The organism is Streptomyces sp. RerS4 (assembly GCF_023515955.1).
Taxonomy (GTDB): Bacteria; Actinomycetota; Actinomycetes; order Streptomycetales; family Streptomycetaceae; genus Streptomyces.
The window spans coordinates 2345540-2369777 of sequence record NZ_CP097322.1 but is presented as its reverse complement, the minus strand read 5'-3'; the positions used below and the strand labels follow the sequence as shown (position 1 = coordinate 2369777).

General features: G+C 73.9%; 22 protein-coding genes and 1 riboswitch. Of the genes, 11 read left to right on the top strand and 11 right to left on the bottom strand.

Annotated elements, in window-relative coordinates:
• Positions 1-14 precede the first annotated feature (14 nt).
• The 5 genes from M4D82_RS10870 to M4D82_RS10850 form a co-directional block, all read right to left on the bottom strand.
• Positions 15-1844, bottom strand: a complete 1830-nt coding sequence (locus M4D82_RS10870; protein ID WP_249765854.1) for an ABC transporter ATP-binding protein — start codon at positions 1842-1844, stop codon at positions 15-17.
• A complete protein-coding gene (locus tag M4D82_RS10865; RefSeq protein ID WP_249771680.1) occupies positions 1841-2911 on the bottom strand; it encodes an energy-coupling factor transporter transmembrane component T in 1071 nt (356 codons plus the stop codon). Before M4D82_RS10865 ends, M4D82_RS10870 begins: the two co-directional genes overlap by 4 nt.
• 131 nt (positions 2912-3042) lie before the next feature.
• Positions 3043-3750: an SCO2322 family protein gene (locus tag M4D82_RS10860; RefSeq protein ID WP_249765853.1), complete on the bottom strand. Its 708-nt coding sequence runs from the start codon at positions 3748-3750 to the stop codon at positions 3043-3045.
• Positions 3747-5009 (bottom strand): SCO2321 family membrane protein, encoded by a 1263-nt coding sequence (locus M4D82_RS10855; protein ID WP_249765852.1) that lies wholly within the window; start codon positions 5007-5009, stop codon positions 3747-3749. The genes M4D82_RS10860 and M4D82_RS10855 overlap by 4 nt, the downstream gene beginning before the upstream one ends.
• Before the next feature lie 130 nt (positions 5010-5139).
• Positions 5140-5217: riboswitch (cobalamin riboswitch) on the bottom strand.
• Between the two features lie 81 nt (positions 5218-5298).
• Positions 5299-6369 (bottom strand): Strvi_7410 family MBL fold metallo-hydrolase, encoded by a 1071-nt coding sequence (locus tag M4D82_RS10850; RefSeq protein WP_249765851.1) that lies wholly within the window; start codon positions 6367-6369, stop codon positions 5299-5301.
• Positions 6370-6551: 182 nt separating this feature from the next.
• Between M4D82_RS10850 and M4D82_RS10845 the strand changes: the two genes are divergently transcribed.
• Genes M4D82_RS10845 through M4D82_RS10835 form a run of 3 tightly spaced genes read left to right on the top strand, consistent with a single transcriptional unit; the run spans position 6552 to position 8807 of the window.
• The gene (locus tag M4D82_RS10845; protein WP_249765850.1) at positions 6552-8003 is read left to right on the top strand and encodes an aldehyde dehydrogenase; all 1452 of its coding nucleotides are present in this window, start codon (positions 6552-6554) and stop codon (positions 8001-8003) included.
• Positions 8003-8236, top strand: coding sequence for a ferredoxin (locus tag M4D82_RS10840; protein ID WP_249765849.1), 234 nt, complete (start codon positions 8003-8005; stop codon positions 8234-8236). Before M4D82_RS10845 ends, M4D82_RS10840 begins: the two co-directional genes overlap by 1 nt.
• Before the next feature lie 34 nt (positions 8237-8270).
• Positions 8271-8807 carry a hypothetical protein gene (locus M4D82_RS10835; RefSeq protein ID WP_249765848.1) on the top strand — a complete coding sequence of 179 codons (537 nt, stop codon included), beginning with the start codon at positions 8271-8273 and terminating at the stop codon, positions 8805-8807.
• Positions 8808-8826: 19 nt separating this feature from the next.
• Here the strand turns inward: M4D82_RS10835 and M4D82_RS10830 are convergent, their stop codons facing one another.
• A complete protein-coding gene (locus M4D82_RS10830; protein ID WP_249765847.1) occupies positions 8827-9462 on the bottom strand; it encodes a TetR family transcriptional regulator in 636 nt (211 codons plus the stop codon).
• A gap of 228 nt (positions 9463-9690) precedes the next feature.
• Between M4D82_RS10830 and M4D82_RS10825 the strand changes: the two genes are divergently transcribed.
• From M4D82_RS10825 to M4D82_RS10805, 5 genes are all read left to right on the top strand, one after another.
• Positions 9691-11025 carry a glycosyltransferase family 4 protein gene (locus M4D82_RS10825; protein WP_249765846.1) on the top strand — a complete coding sequence of 445 codons (1335 nt, stop codon included), beginning with the start codon at positions 9691-9693 and terminating at the stop codon, positions 11023-11025.
• Positions 11026-11092: 67 nt separating this feature from the next.
• Entirely contained in the window at positions 11093-11827 is a 735-nt protein-coding gene (locus M4D82_RS10820) for a class I SAM-dependent methyltransferase (protein WP_249765845.1), read from the top strand.
• Entirely contained in the window at positions 11824-12915 is a 1092-nt protein-coding gene (locus M4D82_RS10815) for a prenyltransferase/squalene oxidase repeat-containing protein (RefSeq protein ID WP_249765844.1), read from the top strand. Before M4D82_RS10820 ends, M4D82_RS10815 begins: the two co-directional genes overlap by 4 nt.
• A gap of 115 nt (positions 12916-13030) precedes the next feature.
• Positions 13031-13690: a hypothetical protein gene (locus tag M4D82_RS10810; protein WP_249765843.1), complete on the top strand. Its 660-nt coding sequence runs from the start codon at positions 13031-13033 to the stop codon at positions 13688-13690.
• Positions 13691-13715: 25 nt separating this feature from the next.
• On the top strand, positions 13716-14123 hold the full coding sequence (locus M4D82_RS10805) for a hypothetical protein (protein WP_249765842.1): 408 nt from the start codon (positions 13716-13718) through the stop codon (positions 14121-14123).
• Here M4D82_RS10805 and M4D82_RS10800 read toward each other — a convergent pair.
• The 4 genes from M4D82_RS10800 to M4D82_RS10785 all read right to left on the bottom strand — a co-directional run bounded on the left by M4D82_RS10800 (position 14120) and on the right by M4D82_RS10785 (position 17986).
• Positions 14120-15130 (bottom strand): LLM class F420-dependent oxidoreductase, encoded by a 1011-nt coding sequence (locus M4D82_RS10800; protein ID WP_249765841.1) that lies wholly within the window; start codon positions 15128-15130, stop codon positions 14120-14122. The two genes, M4D82_RS10805 and M4D82_RS10800, sit on opposite strands and share 4 nt — an antisense overlap.
• 127 nt (positions 15131-15257) lie before the next feature.
• Positions 15258-16052 (bottom strand): DUF5336 domain-containing protein, encoded by a 795-nt coding sequence (locus M4D82_RS10795; RefSeq protein WP_249765840.1) that lies wholly within the window; start codon positions 16050-16052, stop codon positions 15258-15260.
• A 151-nt stretch (positions 16053-16203) separates the two neighbouring features.
• On the bottom strand, positions 16204-17241 hold the full coding sequence (locus M4D82_RS10790) for an N-acetylmuramoyl-L-alanine amidase (protein ID WP_249765839.1): 1038 nt from the start codon (positions 17239-17241) through the stop codon (positions 16204-16206).
• Positions 17242-17341: 100 nt separating this feature from the next.
• A complete protein-coding gene (locus M4D82_RS10785; RefSeq protein ID WP_249765838.1) occupies positions 17342-17986 on the bottom strand; it encodes a class I SAM-dependent methyltransferase in 645 nt (214 codons plus the stop codon).
• Between the two features lie 249 nt (positions 17987-18235).
• On the opposite strand from M4D82_RS10785, the gene M4D82_RS10780 reads away from it, so the two are divergent.
• Both M4D82_RS10780 and M4D82_RS10775 read left to right on the top strand, forming a co-directional pair.
• Positions 18236-20377 (top strand): acyl-CoA dehydrogenase family protein, encoded by a 2142-nt coding sequence (locus M4D82_RS10780; protein ID WP_249765837.1) that lies wholly within the window; start codon positions 18236-18238, stop codon positions 20375-20377.
• 12 nt (positions 20378-20389) lie between these two features.
• Complete coding sequence (locus M4D82_RS10775; protein ID WP_249765836.1) at positions 20390-21583, top strand: lipid-transfer protein; 1194 nt, start codon at positions 20390-20392, stop codon at positions 21581-21583.
• A gap of 6 nt (positions 21584-21589) precedes the next feature.
• Here M4D82_RS10775 and M4D82_RS10770 read toward each other — a convergent pair whose 3' ends face one another.
• Positions 21590-22741 (bottom strand): amidohydrolase family protein, encoded by a 1152-nt coding sequence (locus M4D82_RS10770; RefSeq protein ID WP_249765835.1) that lies wholly within the window; start codon positions 22739-22741, stop codon positions 21590-21592.
• Positions 22742-22916: 175 nt separating this feature from the next.
• Between M4D82_RS10770 and M4D82_RS10765 the strand changes: the two genes are divergently transcribed.
• Positions 22917-24212, top strand: a complete 1296-nt coding sequence (locus tag M4D82_RS10765; RefSeq protein ID WP_249765834.1) for a cytochrome P450 family protein — start codon at positions 22917-22919, stop codon at positions 24210-24212.
• Positions 24213-24238: the final 26 nt, after the last annotated feature.

Genomic DNA, 24238 nt, shown 5'->3' with positions numbered 1-24238 from the left:
GCGGCTCACGCGGCTCACCGGGCGTCCGTCGCTTCCAGGGCCGCTGCCACCTGGGAGACCGTGAGCCAGTGGCCCGGGGCCAGGATCTTGGCCACCTGCGGGGCGAAGGCGGGTGAGGAGACGACGACCTCGGCCGTGGGGCCGTCCGCGACGATCTCGCCGCCCGCGAGGATGATCACCCGGTGGGCGAGTTCGGCCGCGAGTTCCACGTCGTGGGTCGCGAGGACGATGGCGTGGCCCTCGGCGGCGAGGGCGCGCAGCAGCTCGATGAGGCGGGCCTTGGCGGCGTAGTCCAGGCCGCGGGTCGGCTCGTCGAGGAGCAGGAGGGCGGGTCGGCCGGTGAGGACGAGGGCCAGGGCGAGGGTCAGCCGCTGGCCCTCGGAGAGGTCGCGGGGGTGGGTGTCGTCGGGTACGTCCGGCAGCAGGGCGCTGACCAGGGCGCGGCAGGTGCCGGGGGCGGCGCCGGCGTCGTGGTCGGCGGCGGTGCACTCGGCGGCGACGGTGTCGGCGTAGAGGAGGTCGCGGGGTTCCTGGGGGACCAGGCCGACGCGACGCACCATGGCCGCCGGGGCGGTGCGGTGGGGGGCGAGGCCGCCGACGGTGACGTGGCCGGAGGCGGGGGCGACGGTGCCGATCAGGGTGGCGAGGAGGGTGGACTTTCCGGCGCCGTTGCGGCCCATGAGGGCGATGGTTTCGCCGGGGGCGACGGTGAGGGTGATGTCGCGCAGCACCTCTGCGCGGGCGCGGCGGACGTGGACGTCGGTGGCGGTGGCGACGGTGCCCTCGGCGGCGCCGGCGGGGGCGGTGTTCGCGGGGCGGCGGCGGAGCCGGGTCAGCAGGGTGGGGCGGTTGCCGCTGCGCGGGGCTTCTCCCCCACCCCGCCCCTTCCCGAAACCGGGCTCTGCCCGGACCCGCGCCTCAAACGCCGGCGAGGCTGGAGGGGCCGGCGAGGCTGGAGAGGCCGGCGGGGCCGGCAGGGCGGGCTCCGCTGGAGGGCGCGCCTCAAACGCCGGTGGGGTCGGCGGGGTGGTTGGGAGGCGGGTGCGGAGGTCCGGGGTCAGGCGGCGGGCGTCTCGGATGGTGAGGGGGAGGGGGGACCAGCCGGCGAGGCGGCCCAGGGAGACGACCGGGGGGTGGACCGGGGAGACGGCCATGATCTCCGCCGGGGTGCCCAGCACCGGGGCGGCGCCCGGGGACGGGAGGAGGAGGACCCGGTCCGCGTACTGGACCACGCGCTCCAGCCGGTGCTCCGCCATCAGGATCGTGGTGCCGAGGTCGTGGACCAGGCGCTGGAGCACCGCCAGGACGTCCTCCGCCGCCGCCGGGTCGAGGGCGGACGTCGGTTCGTCCAGGACGAGGACCTTCGGGTGCGGGGTCAGGACCGAGCCGATCGCCACCCGCTGCTGCTGGCCTCCCGACAGGGTGGAGATGGGGCGGTCGCGGAGTTCGTTCAGGCCGAGGAGGTCCAGGGTTTCCTCCACCCGGCGGCGCATCACCGCGGGCGGCAGGCCCAGGGATTCCATCCCGTAGGCGAGCTCGTCCTCCACCACGTCCGTCACGAAGTGCGCCGGCGGGTCCTGGCCGACCGTGCCGACCACGTCCGCCAGCTCGCGCGGCCGGTGCGTACGGGTGTCGCGGCCCGCGACCGTCACCCGCCCGGTCAGCCGCCCGCCTGTGAAGTGCGGGACCAGCCCCGACACCGCGCCGAGCAGGGTCGACTTGCCGACCCCGGACGGGCCGACGAGCAGCGTCAGCTCGCCCTCCGCGAGGGTGAAGTCGGCATCGCGCAGCGAAGGGCGCGCGGCGCCGTCGTAGGTCACCGACACCTGCTCGAAGCGGATCACCGGTCAAGCTCCTTGGACGAAGTGGGCGGTACGGGGGCCACGAGGGCCGGAAGCAGGCCGATCAGGATCGCCGCCGCCGGCCACAGCGGCAGCGCCGGCGCGACCAGCGGCACCACACCCGGCCGCAGCCCCTCCGGGTCCACCGACGCGGCCCGGATCAGCAGGGCCGCGACCGCCGCTCCCGAACCGGCGACGAGCCAGGCCCGCACCCCCCACCGGTCCGGCCGGTAGCGGGTGCGCACGCTGCGCCGCCCCCCGAGGCGCAGTCCGGCGAGGGCGAGGACGAGGCCGATGCCGAGCACGGGCAGCCCGTAGCCGGCGCCTTCGGCGGCGAGCAGCCCGTAGGTGCCGGCGCACATGCCGAGGAGTCCGCCGAGGGTGAGCGCGTTGGTGGTGTGCCGGACGGCCGGCGGGACGTGCGCGGTGCGCCCGTAGCCGCGCGCGTCCATGGAGGCGGCGACGGCCACCGACCGTTCCAGGGCCCCTTCCAGCACCGGCAGGCCGATCTGGAGGACGGCCTTGACCCCGCCGGTGGGGCGCCCGCGCAGCCGGCGGGCGGTGCGCAGGCGCACCACGTCGGCGACCATGTTCGGCGCGAACGTCATGGCGACGACCACCGCGACCCCCGCCTCGTACAGGGCGGCCGGCAGGGACTTCAGCAGCCGCGCCGGGTTGGCGAGCGCGTTGGCGGCGCCGACGCAGATGAGCAGGGTGGCCAGCTTCGCGCCGTCGTAGAAGGCGAAGACCAGCTGTTCGGCGGTGACCCGGCCACCGAAGCGGATGCCCTGCGCCCAAGCGGGCAGGGGGATTTCCGGCAGGGTGAACAGGGTGTGCGTGCCGGGGATCGGGGAGCCGAGCAGCATCGAGAAGACCAGCCGCAGCCCGATCACGAACAGGCCGAGCTTGACGAACGCCCCGTACGAGCGCGCCCACGGCGCGTCCGTGCGGCGGGCGGCGACCACGTACCCGGCGACGCCGACGATCAGCCCGAGCAGCAGCGGATTGGTGGTCCGGGAGGCGGCGGTGGCCAGCCCGAGCGCCCACAGCCACCAGGCACCCGCGTGCAGGGCATTGCCGCGCCGGGCCTCGGGAGCCCGCCAGGACTTGTAGGAGTACGTCGGCCCGTGCGCCCCCCGACCGGCCCCGCCCGCACCGCCCCCGGCCGGGGGCTGTCCGTCGGCTGCCGCGCCGTGGGCCGTCACCGCCTGCGGCGGCGGGACTGCCAGATGCCGGCCGCCGCCAGGGCGGCGACGGCTGCGATGCCCGCGACCAGGCCCGCCGACGGGCCCGAGGACCCCTCGGTGGCGGGCGCCGCCTGCGGGGAGGCGGACGTCGCGGGCGAGGCCGCGCCGGACGCCTCGTTCCCGGTGTCGGCGATCGGTTCGCCACAGCCCGACTTCGGATAGCCCGAGATCCCGCACAGCAGTGCCGCGCCGTTGTAGCGCAGCGGCTTCGCCACCTCGGCCAGCGCCTCGGCGGCCGTGGCCTCCGGGGCCACCTGCGCGCAGGCGGTGCGCGGCGCGTCCTGCGGCGGGTTCTCACCGCCGGGGGCGTCCGTCGGGAGACCGAAGTCGATGACCACGCCGACCCGCTTGCGGCCCGCGACCGGGGCGGTGTCCGCGCAGGCGGCCGCGAAGTCGGCGGCGGCGCGCGGCCGGGCCGCCTCGGCCCCGGCGTCCTTGCTCACGGCGAAGCGGAAGCCGAGGACCGTGCCGTCGGCCGGGCGGGCGGTCGACGGGCCCTGGGTGGCGTACGCCCACTGGCCGTCCTTCGCGTCCCAGAACGACCAGTAGCGGTAGCTCGCCGCCAGCGCCGGGGTCGCCGCGAACAGGGTCAGGAGCAGACCCAGGGTGGACAGGAGGGCCAGGACGGGGCCCGCCGGGGTGTGGCCGCGGCGGCTGCTCACAGCTGGTTCTTCTTCCGGCGGCCGCTCAGCAGGATGCCGATGCCCATGCCGGCGGCGGCGCCCGCGCCGACGATCCACCACACGTTCTGGTTGCCGGAGCCCTGGTCCTTGGCCTTGTCGCCCTTGTCGCCCTTGGCCTCGTTGGGCTTCGCCTCGGCCTGCTGCGGGGCGGGGCCCGTGGCGTTCAGGGCGGAGACCAGGTCGGCGCCGCCGAAGGCCTTCGGGTCGGTGCCGGTCGCGTGGGCGACGAGGATCAGGGTGCCGAGCGCCGCCGGGTTGCCCTGCGACCACTGCGCCGTGTTGCCCTTGAGCCACTCCAGCGCGGGCGCCGCCGACTGGCGGTGACCGGTCGCCGCCAGCGCGAGCACCGCGTCGGCGGTGTTGCCGGTGTCGGCGGTGGGCTGGTCCGCGCCGGGGGTGACGGCCGTGAGGTGCCCGTCCTTCTTGAGGGCCTCGGCCAGGTAGCCGGCCGCGCCCTGGGCCGCGCCCGCCACGTCGCCGGCGGTCGCCGGGCAGGTCAGGGCGGTGGCCGGGGTGTCGGCGCCGGCGGGTGCGACGAGCGCGCCCTTGCCGACGGCGGCCAGTGCGGCGGCGGCCGTGGCGTCGGCGTTCGCGGCGAGCTTGCCGTCGGCCGGCTGGTACCCGAAGGCGCCCCGGTCGGCGGCCGGCTCGGTGGAGCAGCCGAGCTGGAAGGCCAGCAGGCCGTCGTGGGCGGACTTGCCGGCCTTGGACTTCACGTCGGCCGGCTTCTCGCCCGCCACGGCGAGGGCGCTGGTGACGATCGCGGTGGAGCTGCCCTCGCTGGGGGAGCCGGGGACGTAGGCCCAGCCGCCGTCCTCGTTCTGGACGGACTTCAGCCAGTCCACGCCCTTCTTGACGGCCTCGTCCTTGCCGCCGAGGGCCTTCAGGGCCTGCACGGCCATGGCGGTGGCGTTGGTGTCGAGCATGGTCGTCGCCTCGCAGGCCTTCGCGGCGTCCGCGCGGAACGAGGCGAAGCCGCCGTTCGCGCACTGCTGGCCGGTGAGCCAGTCGACGGCCTGCGGGGCCGGCTTGAGGCCGACCGTCCGCTGGGCCAGCAGCGCCAGGGACTGGCGCCACACGCCGTCGTACGTCGGGTCGGCCTTGCCGAACAGGCCGGACGGGACGACCGGCGGCGCCGACGGGGACGGCGGCGGGGTGTCGGCGAGGGCTGCGGGGGCGGCGCCCACGCAGAGCACGGCGGAGGCGGCGAGCGCGGCGGCGCTGCGGCGAACGTTCATGGCGGGGCGGGTGCCTCTCGTGCTGGGGAACGGGAGGCAGGCACGCGCAGGCACCGGGCTCCGGCTCCGTTTACCTCGACGGTGCCGGCCGCCGGGGGGCCCGGCGGCACGAGCCGCGCACCTCCGGCGGGGCATTCCGGCTTGCCGTCCCGCACGCGGCGGGCCGGGTCACGGCTGCGGGTCAGCGCCGGATTCGCACCGGCTTCCCCCCGTCCGGAAGGGTGGACGACGCCCCTCACTGTACCGGCCCGTAGCGCACGGCCCGGGTGGCGCCGGGCGGGGGCGCCCCTTACAGCGCCCGGTACACGACCGGGTCCGTGCCCGGTACCGCCTCGGCCCGGCCCTGCTTGACCAGCCGCCGCAGGTGGGCCTCCGCCTCCGAGACGGCGATGTTGCGCGAGCCGTACGGGATCCGCTCCCAGGGCCGGTTCCACTCCATCCGTTCCGCGAGCCCCCACGGGCTCAGCGGGGCGGCGGCCAGCAGCCGCCACAGCCCGGTCAGCCGTTCCTCGTGGTGCTCCAGCAGCTCCCGTACGCGGGCGGGCGCGTCGGTGAAGGCGTGCTGGTGCGCGGGCAGCACCTCGGCGGGCTCCAGGCGGCCGACGCGTTCGAGGGAGTCGAGGTAGTCGCCGAGGGGGTCGGTGATCCGGTCGTCGGACGGGTCCTCGTAGAGGCCGATGTGCGGGGAGATCCCCGGCAGCAGGTGGTCGCCGGAGAAGAGCCGGCCGTTGCCGGGGAGGTTCGCCGGGTGGGCCTCCTCCAGGTGCAGGCAGACGTGGCCGGGGGTGTGGCCGGGGGTCCAGATCGCGCGCAGCCGGCGGCCGGCGAGCGGCAGCGGTTCGCCGGGGACGATCTCCCGGTCGGGGACGGCCGCGCGCAGTCCGGGCAGGGTGCGCAGCCGGCCGCTCGCGCGGGCCGCCCGGAGCGGGGCGAGGTGTTCCTCGGGGGCTCCGGCGGCGGCGAGCTTCTCGCCCATGTAGTCGAACCAGACGCCGGGCTCGGCGGATCGGGTGCGTACGACGACCTCGGTGTCGGCGGCGTGCATGGCGATCCACGCGCCCGAGGCCTCCCGTACCTGCCCGGACAGGCCGTGGTGGTCGGGGTGGTGGTGGGTGATGACCACGCCGTGCACGTCGGCGACGACGATGCCGAGCGCGCCGAGCCCGGCGGTGAGGGCGTCCCAGGAGGTGGGGTCGTCCCAGCCGGTGTCGATGAGGACCGGCCCGCGATCGGTGTCGAGGACGTGGACGAGGGTGTGCCCGAGCGGGTTGTCGGGGATCGGGACCTTGATGCCCCACACCCCGCCCCCGTGGTCGGTCACCTGCGACGAGTGTGACGAGGGTGACGAGTCCTTCGGCATGAGACCCCCTGCGCGCGCGACGAGAACGTGTTCCACTGGTAGCCCAAGTCGACCATCTTCCCTCCCTCCTGACTAGTCGCCAGATCTTCCCGCCCGTTCCGTCATGGCCGTGGACTCCTCCAACTAGAACTGGTATCAGTTTTCGAGACGCGACCGGCGACCGGCCCCAGGAGGCAGCAGCGATGACCGAGCTCGTGGAACACGGACAACTGTTCATCGGCGGCGAATGGACCGATCCGCTGGGCACCGACACCATCCGGATCGTCTCCCCCCACACCGAGCAGGTCATCGGCAGCGTCCCCCACGCCTCCCGCGCCGACGTCGATCGCGCCGTCGCCGCCGCCCGCAAGGCCTTCGACGAGGGCCCCTGGCCGCGCACCACCCTGGAAGAGCGCGTCGCCGTCGTCTCCCGCATCAAGGACGCCATCGCCGTCCGCCACGAGGAGATAGCCCGCTCGATCAGCTCCCAGAACGGCTCCCCGTACTCCTGGAGCGTCCTCGCCCAGGCCCTCGGCGCGATGATGGTCTACGACTCCGCCATCAAGGTCGCCGCCGACTACCCCTACGAGGAGCGCCGGCAGGGCGTGCTCGGGTCGATCCTGGTGCGCCGCGAGCCCGTCGGGGTCGTCGCCGCCGTCATCCCGTGGAACGTGCCGCAGTTCGTGGCCGCCGCGAAGCTCGCGCCCGCGCTGCTCACCGGCTCGACGGTGATCCTCAAGCCCTCGCCCGAGGCCCCGCTCGACTCCTACATCCTGGCCGACATCGCGCGGGAGGCGGGGCTGCCCGAGGGGGTGCTGTCGATCCTGCCCGCCGACCGGGAGGTCAGCGAGTACCTGGTCGGCCACCCGGGCGTCGACAAGGTGGCCTTCACCGGCTCGGTGCCGGCCGGCCGGCGCGTCATGGAGGTCGCCGCCCGCAACCTGACCCGGGTCACCCTGGAACTCGGAGGCAAGTCCGCCGCCGTGATCCTGCCCGACGCCGACCTGGACGCCACCGTCGCCGGCATCGTCCCCGCCGCCTGGATGAACAACGGCCAGGCGTGCGTGGCCCAGACCCGGATCCTCGCCCCGCGCGGCCGCTACGAGGAGATCGCCGACGCGCTCGCGGCGGCGGCCGGGGCCCTCGTCGTCGGCGACCCGCTGGACCCGGCGACCCAGCTCGGGCCGCTCGTCGCCCGGCGCCAGCAGCAGCGGTCGCTGGACTACATCCGCATCGGCCAGGAGGAGGGCGCCAAGATCCTCAGCGGCGGCGGTCGCCCGAAGGGCCTGGAGCGCGGCTGGTACGTCGAGCCGACCCTCTTCGGCGACGTCCACAACGGGATGCGGATCGCCCGCGAGGAGATCTTCGGCCCCGTCGTCTGCCTGATCCCCTACGGGGACGAGGCGGAGGCGCTGCGGGTGGCCAACGACTCGGAGTTCGGCCTCAGCGGCAGCGTCTGGACGGCGGACGTCGAGCACGGCATCGACTTCGCGCGGGGGGTGCGTACCGGCACGTTCAACGTGAACACGTTCAGCCTGGACATGCTCGGGCCCTTCGGCGGCTACAAGAACAGCGGCGTGGGAAGGGAGTTCGGGCCCGAGGGGCTGAGCGAGTACCTGGAGCACAAGATGATCCACCTGCCGGCGGGTGCGTGATGGGAGACCGCTGGCAGGTCGAGGTGGACCGGGGGGTCTGCATCGGCTCCGGCTTCTGCGTGAACCACGCCCCGGACGGCTTCACCCTCGACTCGGCCCGCCAGTCCCACCCCCGCTCCCCGGAGACGGACGCGAACGAACCGACCCTGACGGCCGCCGAGGGCTGCCCGGTGGAAGCCATCCTCATCACCCTCGCCCCCACCGGCGAACCGGTCTTCCCCCCGGAGGACTAGCCTGTGTCCGCACCGGCGGGGACAGGAGAGCAGCGTGAACGCGAGCAGGTGGGCCGTCGTGGCCGGGGGTGTGGTCCTGGCCCTGGCCGGTGGTGTGGCACTCGGGGGCGCCGCGCTGTCCTCCCCTCCGGCCCCGCCGGACCCGATGGGCTGGGTCCCGGTCGAGCCGGTGGGCGGCGTCCCGGCCCGCACCGGGCGGGACGCCGCGCGCGGCGCGGTGCTCGCGGAGCTGACCGCCGCGACCGCCGCCTCCGGCGTCACCGACGGCGCGCCGCTGCCCGCCCCGCAGGGCGCGACGACCGACTGCGTCGCGGACTGGATGGGCACGGGGCCCGCCGACGGAGCCCGACTGGCCGCCGTCGAAGCGGAGTTGACGCGGCGGGGCTGGCGAGTCACGGGCCGACGCGGCGACCCCGTGCCCGAGACCCGGTTCGGCAGCGGCCCCTGGACCCTCACGGTCGGCAACGGCGGCCTCCTGAACACCCTCTCCCTGCTGGCCGAACGCCACGACCGCCCCTGCGACGAAGCCTTCCGCCGCGACGCCGCCACCCGCGAACCCCACCACGGCTGAGCCCCGGAGCAGCGCCGTTTCAGGCCTTTTCCGGGGACGTCAGGTCGATGAGGCGGCAGACCGTTTCGATGTCGATCTTGACCTGGGCGATGGAGGCGCGGCCCGAGAGCCAGGTGATCAGGGCCGAGTGCCAGGTGTGTTCGATGACGCGGACCGCCGAGAGCTGTTCCGCCGTCGGCGGGGCGTCCAGACCCATCGCGTCCAGGATGATCGCCGTGGTCAGCCGCGAGACCGTGTCCACCTCCGGGCTCACGCTGCGGTCCGCGAACGTCAGGGCGCGGACCATGGCGTCCGCCAGGTGCGGTTCGCGTTGCAGTGCGCGGAAGGCCCGCATCAGGGTCTCCGCCACCCGCTCCGCCGGGTCCTGCGCCGCCGGGGGGCGCTTGCGCAGCGTCGTGTGCATGTGCTGGAGCTGGTCCTGCATGGTGGCCACCAGCAGGTGCACCTTGGAGGGGAAGTACCGGTACAGCGTGCCCAGCGCCACGCCTGCGGCCTCCGCGACCTCCCGCATCTGGACGGCGTCGAAGCCGCCCCGGCTGGCCAGCTGCGCGCTGGCGTGCAGGATCCGGCGGCGGCGTGCCTCCTGGCGCTCCGTCAGGGGAGGGGACGCCGGGGTGGTCGCCGGTGTCGTGACGGCCTTCGCTTCCGCTGTCATGTGTCCCGTTCCTGGCGTTCCGTGTCGTGGCGGCGGCTGATTCCGGGATGGTCCGAAAGTCAGCATGTCAGGTGTGCGAGCCGTGGCGCGAATCACCCGCTCCGCCTCTTACGGTGTGGTTTCCGGCCGGTAGATTCAATGGTCTTCGACGGATCAAGTCTGAAACTTGTTCTACATTATGCGAGCGGTTACGCTCCGGCGAAAGTTGCAGGGAGAAGGGGGCCGAGAGTGACCGCAGAGGCCATGGTGACGAGCCCTTTCGAGGGAACCGCCACCGACGGCGACCGCCCGTTGCGCATCGCACTCCTCACCTATAAGGGGAACCCGTTCTGCGGCGGTCAGGGCGTCTACGTCCGCCACCTCTCGCGCGAGCTCGTGAAGCTGGGCCACTCCGTCGAGGTGATCGGCGCGCAGCCCTACCCCGTGCTCGACACCGGCGCCACGCTCACCGAGCTGCCGAGCCTGGACCTGTACCGCAGCCCCGACCCGTTCCGCACCCCCAAGCGCGACGAGTACCGGGACTGGATCGACGCCCTGGAAGTCGCGACGATGTGGACCGGCGGCTTCCCCGAGCCGCTGACCTTCTCGCTCCGCGCCCGGCGTCACCTGCGCGAGCGGGTCGGTGAGTTCGACGTCATCCACGACAACCAGACCCTCGGCTACGGCCTGTTGGCCGACCTCGGCGCCCCGCTCGTGACGACCATCCACCACCCGATCACCGTCGACCGCCGCCTCGACCTCGCCGCCGCCAAGGGCCGCCTCAAGCGCCTCTCCGTGCGCCGTTGGTACGCCTTCACGCGCATGCAGGGCCGCGTCGCCCGCCGGCTCGGGTCCGTGGTCACGGTCTCCGGGTCCTCCCGGCAGGAGATCGCCGAGCACCTCGGCGTGCGCGACGAGCGCATCCACGTCGTGCACATCGGCGCCGACACCGACCTGTGGTCGCCGGACCCGTCCGTCGCCGAGGTCCCCGGGCGGATCGTGACGACCTCCAGCGCCGACGTCCCGCTCAAGGGCCTGGTGCACCTCGTCGAAGCCCTCGCGAAACTGCGGACCGAACGCCCCGACGCCCACCTCGTCGTCGTCGGCAAGCGCGCCGAGAGCGGACCGGTCGCCCGCGCGATCGAGAAGTACGCACTCCAGGACGCGGTCCGCTTCGTCAAGGGCATCACCGACACCGAGCTCGTCGACCTCGTGCGCAGCGCGCAGGTCGCCTGCGTGCCCTCCCTCTACGAGGGCTTCTCCCTCCCGGCGGCCGAGGCCATGGCCACCGGCACCCCCCTGGTCGCGACCACCGGCGGAGCCATCCCCGAGGTCGCCGGCCCCGACGGGGAGACCTGCCTGGCCGTCCCGCCCGGCGACGCGGGGGCGCTGGCCGGGGCCCTGGGCCGGCTGCTCGGGGACGACGGGCTGCGCGCCCGCCTCGGAGCCGCCGGACGGGAACGCGTCCTGACCCGCTTCACCTGGGCCAAGGCCGCCGAGGGCACCGTCCGGCACTACCGCGCCGCCATCGAGCGGCAGCGGGCGTCGGCCGCCGCCGGGCCCGGTCGCCGGTCCTCCCGGTGACGTCAGTCCTTCCCGCCCGCACCATCCGCATCACCCTTCACCCCCGCGACAGCGAAGGCAGGCCCCCGTGCTGACCGTCGATTTCTCCAGGTTCCCGCTCGCCGCAGGCGACCGCGTGCTCGATCTGGGCTGCGGCGCAGGCCGGCACGCCTTCGAGTGCTACCGGCGCGGCGCCCAGGTGGTCGCCGTCGACCGCAACGGCGAGGAGATCCGCGAGGTCGCGAAGTGGTTCGCCGCGATGAAGGAGGCCGGTGAGGCCCCCGCCGGCGCCACCGCCACCGCCATGGAGGGCGACGCCCTCGCGCTGCCCTTCCCCGACGAGTCCTTCGACGTCGTCATCATCTCCGAGGTGATGGAGCACATCCCCGACGACAAGGGCGTGCTCGCCGAGATGGTCCGCGTCCTCAAGCCCGGCGGCCGCATCGCCATCACCGTCCCGCGCTACGGCCCGGAGAAGATCTGCTGGACCCTGTCCGACGCCTACCACGAGGTGGAGGGCGGCCACATCCGCATCTACAAGGCGGACGAACTGCTCGGCAAGATGGAGGCCGCCGGCCTCAAGCCCTACGGCACCCACCACGCGCACGGCCTGCACTCCCCGTACTGGTGGCTCAAGTGCGCCTTCGGCGTCGACAACGACCAGGCGCTGCCCGTGAAGGCGTACCACAAGCTCCTGGTCTGGGACATCATGAAGAAGCCCCTCGCCACCCGCCTCGCCGAGCAGGCCCTCAACCCGCTCATCGGCAAGAGCTTCGTGGCGTACGCGACCAAGCCGCACCTCCCCGTCGGCGCGGCCCAGTGAGCTCGCCGGGACGCACCGCGCCCGAACACCTCGTCCTGGACGGCGTCCTGACCGCCGAGCAGGCGGCCCTCACCGTCGCCGGGATCCTCGACGTCCAGCGGGCCGACGGGGCCATCCCCTGGTTCCGCGGCCACCACCTCGACCCGTGGGACCACACCGAGGCCGCCATGGCCCTCGACGCGGCCGGCGAACACGAGGCCGCCGAGCGCGCCTACGACTGGCTCGCCCGCCACCAGAACAAGGACGGCTCCTGGTACGCCGCCTACGCCGACCGGCCCGACGGCGTCGACACCGACACCCCGCAGGACGCGAGCCGGGAGTCGAACTTCGTCGCGTACATAGCGGTCGGCGTCTGGCACCACTACCTCGCCACCGGCGACGACCCCTTCCTGGACCGGATGTGGCCGGCCGTCGTGGCCGCCGTCGAGTTCGTCCTCGGACTCCAGCAGCCCGGCGGCGAGATCGGCTGGAAGCGGGAGGCCGACGGCGCCCCCGTCACCGACGCCCTGCTGACCGGCTCCTCCTCCATCCACCAGGCGCTGCGCTGCGCCCTGGCCATCGCCGAGCACCGCGGCGAGCCGCAGCCCGACTGGGAACTGGCCACGGGCGCCCTCGCGCACGCCATCCGCCGGCACCCGGAGCGGTTCCTCGACAAGTCGCGCTACTCGATGGACTGGTACTACCCGGTCCTGGGCGGCGCGCTGACCGGCGCCGAGGCGCGGGCGCGCATCGCCGGCCGGTGGGAGGAGTTCGTCGTCGACGGGCTGGGCGTGCGGTGCGTGCTGCCGAACCCGTGGGTGACGGGTGGCGAGTCCTGCGAGCTGGCGCTCGCGCTGTGGGCGACCGGGGAGTCGGACCGGGCGCTGGAGATCCTCCGCTCGATCGGCCACCTGCGCGCCGAGAACGGCATGTACTGGACGGGCTACGTCTTCGACGACCGGGCCGTGTGGCCCGTGGAGCAGACCACCTGGACGGCGGGCTCCCTGCTGCTGGCGGTGGCCGCGCTCGGCGGCGACGAGGCCACGGGCCAGGTCTTCGGCGGCCTCGACCTGCCGACGGGCCTGGAGCCCGGCTGCTGCCGGCCCTGATCGGCGGACACGGCGTAGGGCACGACGTACGGCCGCCCGAACGGGTCCGTCCCGGTGGCGGCGCCGATCCGGCGGGGTGAGGCTGCGGGGGACACCCCCGTCCCCGGAGGAAGCCGTGTCCACACCCAGAACCTCCCGCTCCCGACTGCGTCGCGCCCTGACGGCCCTGCTCCTGTCCACGGCGCTGCTCGCCGGCGCCACCGCCTGCGGCGGCGACGGCGGGGGCGGCCGGGCCGCTCCGGCGGGCGCCGAGGACATCTCCTCGGCCTCGGCCGCGGAACTGGCCGCCCTCGCGGTGGCCGAACCCGCGGCCGCCGAGCAGGACGAGTTGGCCGCCGCGGCCCCGACGCCCAGTACGAGCGCCGAGCGGCAGAAGTTCGCCAAGACCCGCTTCGTCGCCAACGCGGGCCTCGCGGCCGGGGCGACGTACCAGTGGATCATCAAGCCGTACCGCGAGGGCAAGTTCAAGAAGGGCGCGAGCGGGCGGACGTTCGCGCTCGTCAAGGCCGGTCTCGCGGGCGCCTTCGCCTACAACCGGCTGAAGGCCGCGGCGGACAACGCCAAGGGCGACCCGCTGCTGTCGAAGGCCATGGTGCCGCTGACGGCGGGTATCGAGTCCCTCAAGGGGCTGGGCGGCAAGCTCCGCAAGGGCGAGGCGGGCGACGCGGACATCGACGCCTTCAACAACGTCGTCAACGGTGTGAAGGAAGCCGGCAAGAACGCGGGCGCCACGGTCACGGACAAGGTCCCGAGCCTCTCCCAGCTGGGCGGATAGCCGCCCGGCTGTTTGAATGGCCGGCGTGATCGAGTTCCTCTGCCTCGCCGCCGCGGCCACCGGCGTCGGTTGGCTCGTACGGCGCAGGCACCGCCAGAGGCAGGCCGCCGGGCCGCCCGCCGGGATCCCCGGCATGGCCCGGCGGCCCGCCGGCACGGGCCGTTGGCGCGCCGGCACGCTCTACGCCGACCAGGGCGCGGGCGCCCGCTGGCAGCCCGGCCGGGGCCCCGCCGTCCCCCTGACCGCGGCCCGTGCCACCGGTCTACGGGTGCCCACCGTCCGGGAGGGCATCAGCATCAACCCGGGCTCGCGGATCGTGACCTGCGCCCTCGAAGGCGGCGACACGATGGAGATCGCCGTGATGCCGCTGGACGTGTCCGAGCTGCTGGAGATCGTGCCGCGGGACCGGCATGATCCACAAGACACGGCCTAGGAGTTCAGCTCCGCCAGGACCCGCAGGGTGTGCGGGTCCGGGGCGGTGACGAGCAGGTCGGTGACCGGGCCCCGGCGCCACAGCTCCAGCCGTTCCGCGATCCGCTCGCGCGGGCCGACCAGGGAGATCTCGTCCGCGAAGGCGTCCGGGACGGCGAGGACCGCCTCCTCCTTGCGCCCGGCGAGGAACAGCTCCTGGATCCGCCGGGCCTCCTCCTCGTAGCCCATCCGGCCCATCAGGTCGGCGTGGAAATTGCGGGCCGCGTGCCCCATGCCACCGATGTAGAAGCCGAGCATCGCCTTGACCGGGAGCAGTCCCTCGGCGACGTCGTCGCAGACCTTGGCGCGGGCCATCGGGGCGATCATGAACCCTTTGGGGAGGTCGGTCAGCGAGGCCCGGTAGACGTCGGTGCGGGTGGGCGACCAGTACAGCGGCAGCCAGCCGTCCGCGACGCGGGTGGTCTGCGCGATGTTCTTCGGCCCCTCCGCGCCGAGCAGGATCGGCAGGTCGGCGCGCAGCGGGTGGGTGATGGGCTTGAGGGCCTTGCCGATGCCGGTGGCGTCGGCGCCGCGGTACGGGTGGCGGTGGAAGCGGCCGTCCAGGGCGACGGGGGCCTCGCGGCGCAGGACCTGGCGGATGACGTCGACGTACTCGCGGGTGGCGGTGAGCGGGCTCGCGGGGAAGGGGCGCCCGTACCAGCCCTCGACCACCTGCGGCCCGGACAGGCCGAGGCCCAGCATCATCCGGCCGCCGGAGAGGTGGTCCAGGGTGAGGGCGTGCATGGCGGTGGCGGTGGGGGTGCGGGCGGCCATCTGGGCGATGGCGGTGCCGAGCCGGATCCGGGAGGTGTGGGCGGCGATCCAGGTGAGCGGGGTGAAGGCGTCGGAGCCCCAGGCCTCGGCGGTCCACACCGAGTCGTAGCCGAGCCGTTCGGCCTCGGTGGCGAGGTCGAGGTGGGCGGCGGTGGGGCCGCGTCCCCAGTAGCCGAGTGCGAGTCCGAGCCGCATGGAAGGTCCCCTCAGCAGTGTCCGACGTGGCCGCCCGTACCTGTCTGACGGTGCGTCAGGTGACTGTAGGGCAACGGCCCCCCGCCCGGAAGGGCGAGGGGCCGTCGTGACGTCGGCGGGCGCGCGGTCAGCCGCGCTGGATGCCGGAGGTGTCGTTCAGGACGCCGCGCCGACCGTCCTGGGTCTGCGCGATCAGCGTGGCCGGGCCGCGCTGGTCGACGGCCAGGTACCAGGTGCCGGGCGCCAGTTCGGCGATCGGCGTGGGGGAGCCGTCCTCGGGGAAGAGGGGGCGGGCCACCGGCACCGCGAACCAGAACGGCGCGAAGTCCGCCGGCGCCGGCGCCGGGGCGTCCTGCGGGCCGGGCGTGGGCGTGCCGCCGTACGGCGGGACCGGCTGCGGGGTGGACCCGTAGCCCTGCGGCTGCTGGCCGCCCGGGTACCCGTAGCCGCTGCCGGGCTGCTGGCCCCCGTACGGCGGCGAGGCGGCGGGCCGCGCCTCCGGGACGAGCGGTCCGGCGAGCGCGGGGATCTTCGCGCCGGCGACGGCCACGCCGGCGAGGGCCAGCGTGGAGAGGAACGCGATGATCGAACCGGCGCCCAGGTCGGCCTTGGTCGGGCTGGTGATCAGCGACCACAGCGCGGACCAGGCCGCCGAGACGGCCAGGACGGTGCCCCACGCCGACAGAGGCAGACCGGCGAGCCGGCGCCCCGCGGGCAGGAAGCGGTCGGCGACCAGCAGGCCGGCCGCGATGAAGCCGAGCAGGAAGATCGTGGGCAGGGCCAGACCGTAGACGTCCGTGTCCCACACGCTGGGCAGGTCCAGGCCGGTGGCTGAGTAGTAATCGAGGAACGAAGCGATGAACAGCAGCACCGCTGCTCCGATCACCACGCCGTCGCCTCGAGTGAGGGAGCGGATGTTCACGTCTCAGGTGTCCTTCTCGGTCTCGGTCGTCTCGTGGTGCCGCTGACGCGGACCAGGGGCCGGCGCGGGGCGGGCCACCATGGTACGGAGGTTTCCCACGACCGAGAGGACCGGGGCGACGAGCCGCCCCGAGGACGATACCCGCGGGCGCCTACCCGCCCAGGAACCCGACGATGCCGTCGGCGATGCCCTGCGCGGCCTTCTGTCGCCACTCCGGACTCGTCAGCCGTTCCGCGTCCTTGGCGTCACGCATGTTGCCGCATTCGATGAACACCTTGGGCCGAGTCGAAAGATTGAGACCTCCCAGATCGTCACGGACGACCAAACCCGTACCACCACCGAGGTAGTTGGCGGGTGCCGAGCCGGTGACGCGTGCGAAGTTCGAGCCGATCTTCTCGCCCAGGTCCCGGGAGGGTCCGACGATGTGCGCGGTGTCCGCCGCGCCGCCCTTGACCCGGGCGGGCAGGATGACGTGGTAGCCGCGGTTGCCGGCGGAAACGCCGTCGGCGTGTACGGAGACCACGGCGTCGGCGGTCGCCGCGTTGCCGATCCGGGCCCGCTCGTCGATGCAGGGGCCGAAGGGGCGCTCGCCCTCGTGCGTGAGGACCACCTTCACGCCCCGCGCCTCCAGGATCGCCTTCATCCGGCGCGAGACGTCGAGCGAGAACTCCGCCTCCCTGTAACCGGAGGCGGTGGTGGTGCCCGTGGTGTCGCATTCCTTGCGGGTGGTGCCGATGTCCACCTTCTGGTTGATCTCGGTGGTGTGGCGGAAGTTGTTGGTGTTGTGCCCGGGGTCGATGACGACGGTACGGCCGGCGAGCGGGCCCTTGGCGGGGGCGGAGGTGGGGGCGGATGCGGATGCGGGCGGGGTCGTGGGACTCGCCGAGCTCGCGGGGCTCGCCGGGGCGCCGGCGGAGGCGCTCGGCGATGCGCTCGTCCGCGCCTTGGCGTCGGCGCCGCCCGGGGACGCGGCGTGCGAGTGCGCGCCCGTCGCCGACAGCGTGCGGGGCCGCCCGTCGCCCGGCCCCGACCCGGCGGCGAACGTCTGGCTCACCACCCAGCCCGCCAGACAGGCCGGGGCGAGGGCCGCCACCGTCACCACGAGGGTGGAGCGGCGCACGTACCAGGGCCGGTCCGGGCTGATCGAGGAGCGGGACTCGGGCGGCGGGGGGCTGTCGTCGTAGCGCACCCCGCGATGCTAGAACGGCCGACGGGGGCGCGTACGGACCCTGCGCCATTCGAGGGCGTGGTGCGACTGTCCGCTTATATGCGTGGGTGAGGGGCGGCGGTCAGATGCCGGAGCCCGTACGCCGCAGGACGCGCAGCGAGTCCGTCACCGAGACCTCCTCGAACGCCCCGGAGGCCAGCGCGCGCAGGTAGATCCGGTACGGGGCCTGCCCGCCGTCCGCGGGGTCCGGGAACACGTCGTGGATGACCAGGGTCCCGCCCACCGCGAGGTGCGGTGCCCAGCCCTCGTAGTCGCCGTTCGCGTGCTCGTCGGTGTGGCCGCCGTCGATGAACACGAAGCCGAGCGGACCGCCCCAGACGGCCGCCACCTGCGGGGACCGGCCCACCAGGGCGATGACGTGGTCCTCCAGCCCGGCCCGGTGCAGCGTGCGGCGGAACGTCGGCAGGGTGTCCATCAGCCCGACCTCCGGGTCCACCACGCTCGGGTCGTGGTACTCCCAGCCGGGCTGCTGTTCCTCGCTGCCCCGGTGGTGGTCGACGGTCAGGGCGCTCACCCCGGCCTCGCGGGCGGCGTCGGCCAGCAGGATCGTGGAACGCCCGCAGTACGTGCCGACCTCCAGCAGCGGCAGCCCGAGCGCGGCGGCCTCGGCGGCGGCCGCGTACAGGGCGAGGCCTTCCCGTACGGGCATGAACCCCTTGGCCGCTTCGAAGGCGGCGAGGGTCTCCGGCTTGGGCGTGGCGGCCATGGTGCCTCCGGGTGGTGTCGTATGCGATGCGGCGCCCCATGCTGCCTTACCGCCCGGTAGCCGTCCACGGCCGGGGCCCCGTCGGGGCTTCGCCACGTCCCCTCCCGGCGGCGGACCATCTCGGAGATCCAGACGGGGCGAACGGGGAGGTGCGGTTCGGGGGCGTCGGCCCTTTCGGCCCCGAGCCGGGTCGAGAAAGCGCTCGATCTGACCTTCCGTCAGATTGAAACGTGTTCTAGTCTGCCGCGCATGGGCATCGGAATCACGCAAGAACAGCGGGAGTTGGCCGAGGCCGTGCGGGGCTGGGTGGCGCGGACGGTGCCGCCCGAGGAGGTGCGCAAGCTGCTCGACGGCCCGCCCCGCACCGGGGTCCGACCCGCCTATTGGGACGGGTTGGCGGCGGCCGGGCTGCTGGAACCCCACCTGGAGGGCGGGACCCTGCTGGACCTGGCCGTCGTGGTGGAGGAGGCCGCCCGGGGGGCGCTGCCCGGACCGTTCCTGCCGAGCGCGCTGGCCTCCGTACTCCTGGACCGGGCGGGGGCCGAGCCCCTCGAAGGCCGGGTCGGGGCCGTCGCGCTGGGCCCCGGCAGCCTCACCGCCGTCGCCGTCGAGGGCGGCGGCCACCTCCTCGACGGGCTCGCGCCCCCCGTCCTCGGCGCCGGCGAGGCCGACCTCGTCCTGCTCGCCGCCGAGGCGGCGCACGGCACCCGCTGGTTCGCCGTGGACGCCGCCGCGCTGGACATCCGTACGCACGACAGCGCCGACCCGACCCGCCCCACCGCCGAGGTGCGGGCGCGCGGCGTCACCGTCGCGCCCGGCCGGCTGCTGGAACTGGACGTCGCCCTCGTACGGGACCTGGCCTGCGTCCTCTTCGCCGCCGACGCCTGCGGCACCGCCGCCCGGGCGGTGCGGACGGCCGCCGAGTACGCGAAAACACGCGAACAGTTCGGTCGACCGATCGGGCGGTTCCAGGGCGTCAAGCACCTGTGCGCCGACATGCTGGTCCGCCTGGAACAGGCCCGCGCCCTCGCCTGGGACGCGGCCAACAGCGCCGCCGAGACGTCCGAACCCCCCGAAACGCGCTCCCTCGTCGCCGCCCTCGCCGCCGGCACCGCCCTCGACGCCGCCTGGTCCTGCGCCAAGGACTGCATCCAGATCCTCGGCGGCATCGGCTTCACCTGGGAGCACGACGCCCACATCCACCTGCGCCGCGCCCTCGTCGCCCGCCAGCTGCTCGGCCCCGGCGACGGCCACCGCATCCGCGCCGTACGCCTCGCCGCCGCCGGAGCCCGCCGCGAACTGCGCCTGGAGCTGCCCGAGGCCGCCGAAGCCCACCGGGCGGCCGCCCGCGCCGCCGCCGACGACGCACGGGGCCTCGACCCGGCCGCCGCCCGCCGGGTGCTGGCGCCCACCGGCTACGCCGCCCCCCACCTCCCGCCCCCGTACGGGCGCGGCGCCGGCCCCCTCGAACAGCTCGTCATCCAACGGGAACTGGCCGAAGCGGGCGTCAGGATCGCCGACCTCGGCATCGCCACCTGGGTCCTGCCGTCCCTCATCGCCTACGGGACGGACGCCCAGCGCGAGGCCCACGTCCTGCCCACGCTGCGCGGGGACACCACCTGGTGCCAGCTCTTCTCCGAGCCGGGCGCCGGCTCCGACCTGGCCTCCCTGCGCACCCGGGCCGAACGGACCGAGGACGGCTCCTGGAGGGTCAACGGACAGAAGGTCTGGACGAGTTCCGCCCACACCGCCGACTTCGGGATCCTCCTCGCGCGCACCGACCCGAACGCCCCCAAGCACAAGGGCCTCGGCTACTTCATCGTGGACATGCGCCACACGCCCGGCATCGACGTCCGCCCCCTCAAGGAGATCACCGGGGAGGCCCTCTTCAACGAGGTGTTCTTCGACGACGTGATCCTCCCGGCGGACGCCCTCGTCGGCGCCCCCGACGACGGCTGGCGCGTCGCCCGCAACACCCTCGGCAACGAGCGGGTCCACATGGCCGACCAGATGACCTTCGACACCGGACTGGAGGCCCTCCTCGCCCGCGCGGCCGACCTCGACGGCTCCTACCGGGCCCGGATCGGCGCGCTGGCCGCCGAGGCGCACGCCCTGGCCTGCATCGGCCTGCGCACCACGCGCCGGCAGGTGTCCGGACTGGAGCCCGGCGCGGGGGCCTCCGTACGCAAGCTCGTGCAGACCGCCCACCAGCAGCGGATCGCCGAGCTCGCGCTCGAACTGCTCGGCCCGGCGGGCGCGGTGCGCGAAGGGGCGGGGGAGCGGGCGGTGCACGGGGTGCTCATGTCGCGCTGCCTGACCATCGCCGGGGGCACCACGCAGGTCCAGCTCAACGTCGTCGCCGAGCGGCTGCTCGGCCTTCCCAGGGACTAGGAGAGGGTCACCATGAAGTCGTACATCGTGGGCGTCGGCATGACGAGGTTCGAGAAGCCGGAATCCCGGGACTGGCAGTACTGGGACATGGTCAAGGAGGCGGGCACGGCGGCCCTCGCCGACGCGGGCGTGGACTACGGGCTGGTCGAGCAGGTCCCCGTCGGCTACTGCTTCCAGGCCTCCACGGCCGGCCAGCGGGCGGCGTACGAACTGGGACTGACCGGGGTCCCCGTCTACAACGTCAACAACAACTGCGCGACCGGCTCCACGGCCCTGATGATGGCCCGGCAGTTCGTCGAGGGCGGCATCAGCGACTGCGTGCTCGCGCTCGGCTTCGAGAAGATGAAGCGGGGTGCGCTCGGGGGCGGCGCGGAGGGCGGAGACGGAGACTTCGCGACGTCGCCGGTCGCGCGCCACTACGGGATCATGGCCGCCGCCCACGGCTTCGAGATGTCCCCGCCCACCGCGCAGATCTTCGGCAACGCCGCCCGCGAGCACATGGAGCGCTACGGGACCACCCCCGCCCAGCTCGCGGCGGTCGGCGCCAAGAACCACCGGCACTCCGCGAACAACCCGAACGCGCAGTTCCAGGACGTGTACACGGTCGAGGAGATCCTCGCGGCGAAGCCGATCCACGACCCGCTGACCAAGCTCCAGTGCTCGCCCACCTCCGACGGGGCGGCGGCCGCGCTCGTCGTCTCGGAGCGGTTCCTCGTCCGGCACGGGCTGCACGACAAGGCCGTCGAGATCCTCGCCCAGGCCATGACCACCGACACGGGGGAAAGCTTCGGCGGCTCCTGCATCGACGTCGTCGGCAAGCCGATGACGGCCGCCGCGGCCCGCCGGGTGTACGAACGCTCCGGGCTCGGCATCGAGGACGTCGACGTCATCGAGCTGCACGACTGCTTCTCCGTCAACGAACTGCTGACCTACGAGGCGCTCGGCATGTGCGCCGACGGGGCCTCCGGCAAGCTCGTCGAGAGCGGCGCCACCACCTACGGCGGCCGCTGGGTCGTCAACCCCTCCGGCGGGCTGATCTCCAAGGGCCACCCGCTCGGGGCGACGGGCCTCGCGCAGACGGCGGAACTGGTGTGGCAGCTGCGCGGCGAGGCAGGCCCCCGGCAGGTACCGGGCGCCGGGGTCGGCCTCGCGCACAACATCGGCCTGGGCGGCGCGGCGGTGGTGACGATGCTGCGCCGGGGCTGACACCCCCTAAACCGGGAGGAGGCTCGGCATCAGGCGCAGGGCGTTGTCCCGGTTGACAGCCCGGCGCTGCTCCACCGTGAAGGCGGGGTCGGCGGCCAGGGTCGGCACCGCCACGTCCGTGACGATCCCGGCGGGGCAGGCGGGCCAGTCGCTGCCGAACAGGATCCGGTCGGGGGAGACCACCGCGAGCAGCGTGCCCGCCGGGGAGAGCGGCCCGGCGGTGTCGTAGTAGAAGCGGCGCAGGTGGTCCCGTACGACCGCCGGCTCGACGGGTGGGTCGAAGGCGTACGCGAAGGCCTCCATCCGGGCCGCGATGTGCGGGAGGAAGCCGCCGCCGTGCGGCAGGATCACGGAGATGTTCGGGAACCGGTCCAGGGTCCGCGTCCGGATCATGTTCGCGGCGGCGCGCGTCGTGTCGAGCAGGAAGTCGCAGAGGAAGTTGGGCACCCCCGGCACACTCACCCCGGGCCCGCCGGGTCCACCGGGCCCCCCGGGCCCGCCCGGCCCCGCCGGTCGGTCGGGGGCTTCGCCTGGCCCCCCAGCCGGGGCCTGCGCCGCCGGTGTCGGCAGCGGCAGGTTGTGGGGGTGGGTGTCCACCACCGCCGCGCGGGCGTCGAGTTCGGTGAAGACGGCGTCGTAGGAGGGGTCCCCGAGGTAGACGCCGCCGTGGTTCGCCGTCACGTTCACGCCGACCGCGCCCAGCTCGTCCAGCCCGTACCGCAGCGCCCAGAGGGACGCCTCCCGGTCCTCCAGGAACAGCGGCGTGTGGAAGGCGAACCGCCCCGGATGCGCTTCGACGGCCTCCACCGCCGCCTCCAGGGTGACCCTGATCGCCTCCCGCAGCTGCGCGGAGCTCGTGTACCGCGCCGGCAGCATCGGCTTGAGGACGGCGGTGGCGATCCCCGCCCGGTCCATCACCTCCAGCGCGCTCGCCGCGTCCCAGCCCGCCCACGGCGGCAGCGCCTTCGGGCGGACGAGCCCCTCCCGCTCGGCCCACGTCCGCCAGGCCGGGGCACAGAAGTGGTGGTGTACGTCGATCACCGCCCGACTGCCGTCGTCCCCGCCCACCTCGCCCTCCGCGCCCGCGCGACCCGGTACGGCCGTCCGGGCCGCTCCACCGGTGGTGACACCGCTCGTGCTCGCACCATATTCCGGCATGCGCGCATTCCCTTTCGTCGGCCATCGGAAAACGGAATGAATCCACATGAGCCTAGGACGAAGTCCTCCCCCGAGGGAGCTTTCGCCTCCGAACGGGTCAATGCGGTTTCGCGTCTCTCCCGCCCCGGGAAAGTTCGCGAAGGTCGCATTCCGAATGACCTGAGAGGCAGCGCACGTGACGACTGAACGGGTAGTGGCGGTGAGCGACGATCCCCCGCTCCACGAGGCGGTGGCGGCGGCGACGAAGAGCCCACCGGAATTCCGTACGTGCCCCTATCCGTTCTACCGGACCCTGCGCGAGCAGGCCCCCGTGGCCCGCCTGACCCCCGGCCACGGCGTGGCCACGTATCTCATCACCCGGTACGAGGACGCCCACGCCGCCTTCGCCGATCCGCGGATCGGCAAGGACATGCACGAGGCCATCGACCTCTACCACGCCCTCTTCGGCGACGCCTGCGAGGCCCTCGACGACAACCTCCTCTTCGCCGACCCGCCCCGCCACACCCGCCTCCGTCAGATCGCCAAGAACGCCTTCACCCCGCGTCACGTCAGGGAGCTGCGCCCGCACATCGAGGAGCTCGCCAACGAGTTCCTCGACCGGTGCCCCACCGACGAGCCCGTCGACCTGATGAGCGCCTTCGCCCTGCCGCTGCCCGTCATGGTCATCTGCGAGCTGCTCGGCATCGTCGGCCAGGAGCGCGTCGAGGTCCTGAAGTGGTTCTCCGTCGTGACGCGGTCCCGTTTCAGCCGCGACCTCAAGGACGACCTGGCGGAGGCCGAGCACTGGCTGTGGGATTACTTCAAGAGCCACATCGGGCACACCCGCGCGCACCCCACGGACGATTTCCTGAGCATGCTCGTGGAATCGGAACACGAGGACGGCCCGCTCACCGACGAGGAACTCGTGTCGATGATGTGGGTGCTGCTCTTCGCCGGTCACAAGACGACCACCCTCCAGATCGGGAATTGCGTCTACGACCTGCTCACCCACCCCGAACAATTGCGGGCGATCCAGAACGACCGCACCCTCCTGCCGCAGGCCATCGAGGAACTGCTGCGCTTCGAGGGCTCCGTGGAGACCTCCACGTTCCGGTACGCGATCGAGGACGTGGAAATCGGCGGGACCACCATTCCGAAGGGCTCGCTCGTGCAGATCGCGATCGCCGCCGTGAACCGTGACCCGGAGAAGTTCCCCGACCCCGACACCCTGGACGTGACGCGCGAGCACCTCCAGAGCACCCACCTCGGCTTCGGTTACGGGGCCCACTACTGCCTCGGCGCCCCGCTGGCCCGGCTGGAGCTGGAGGTCTGCCTGACGGCGCTGCTCGACCGGTTCCCCGACATGGTCCTGGCCCTGCCCTCCTCGCAGGAGGGGGACTGGCTGAAGGGCCCCTTCCCGGCCTTCCGGGGCCTGGAGAAGCTCCCGGTGGTCCTGGACCCCGCGCGCACGGTGGACGACTGGACCGCCTGACGCCGACCCCCGACGCCGCCGCGAGG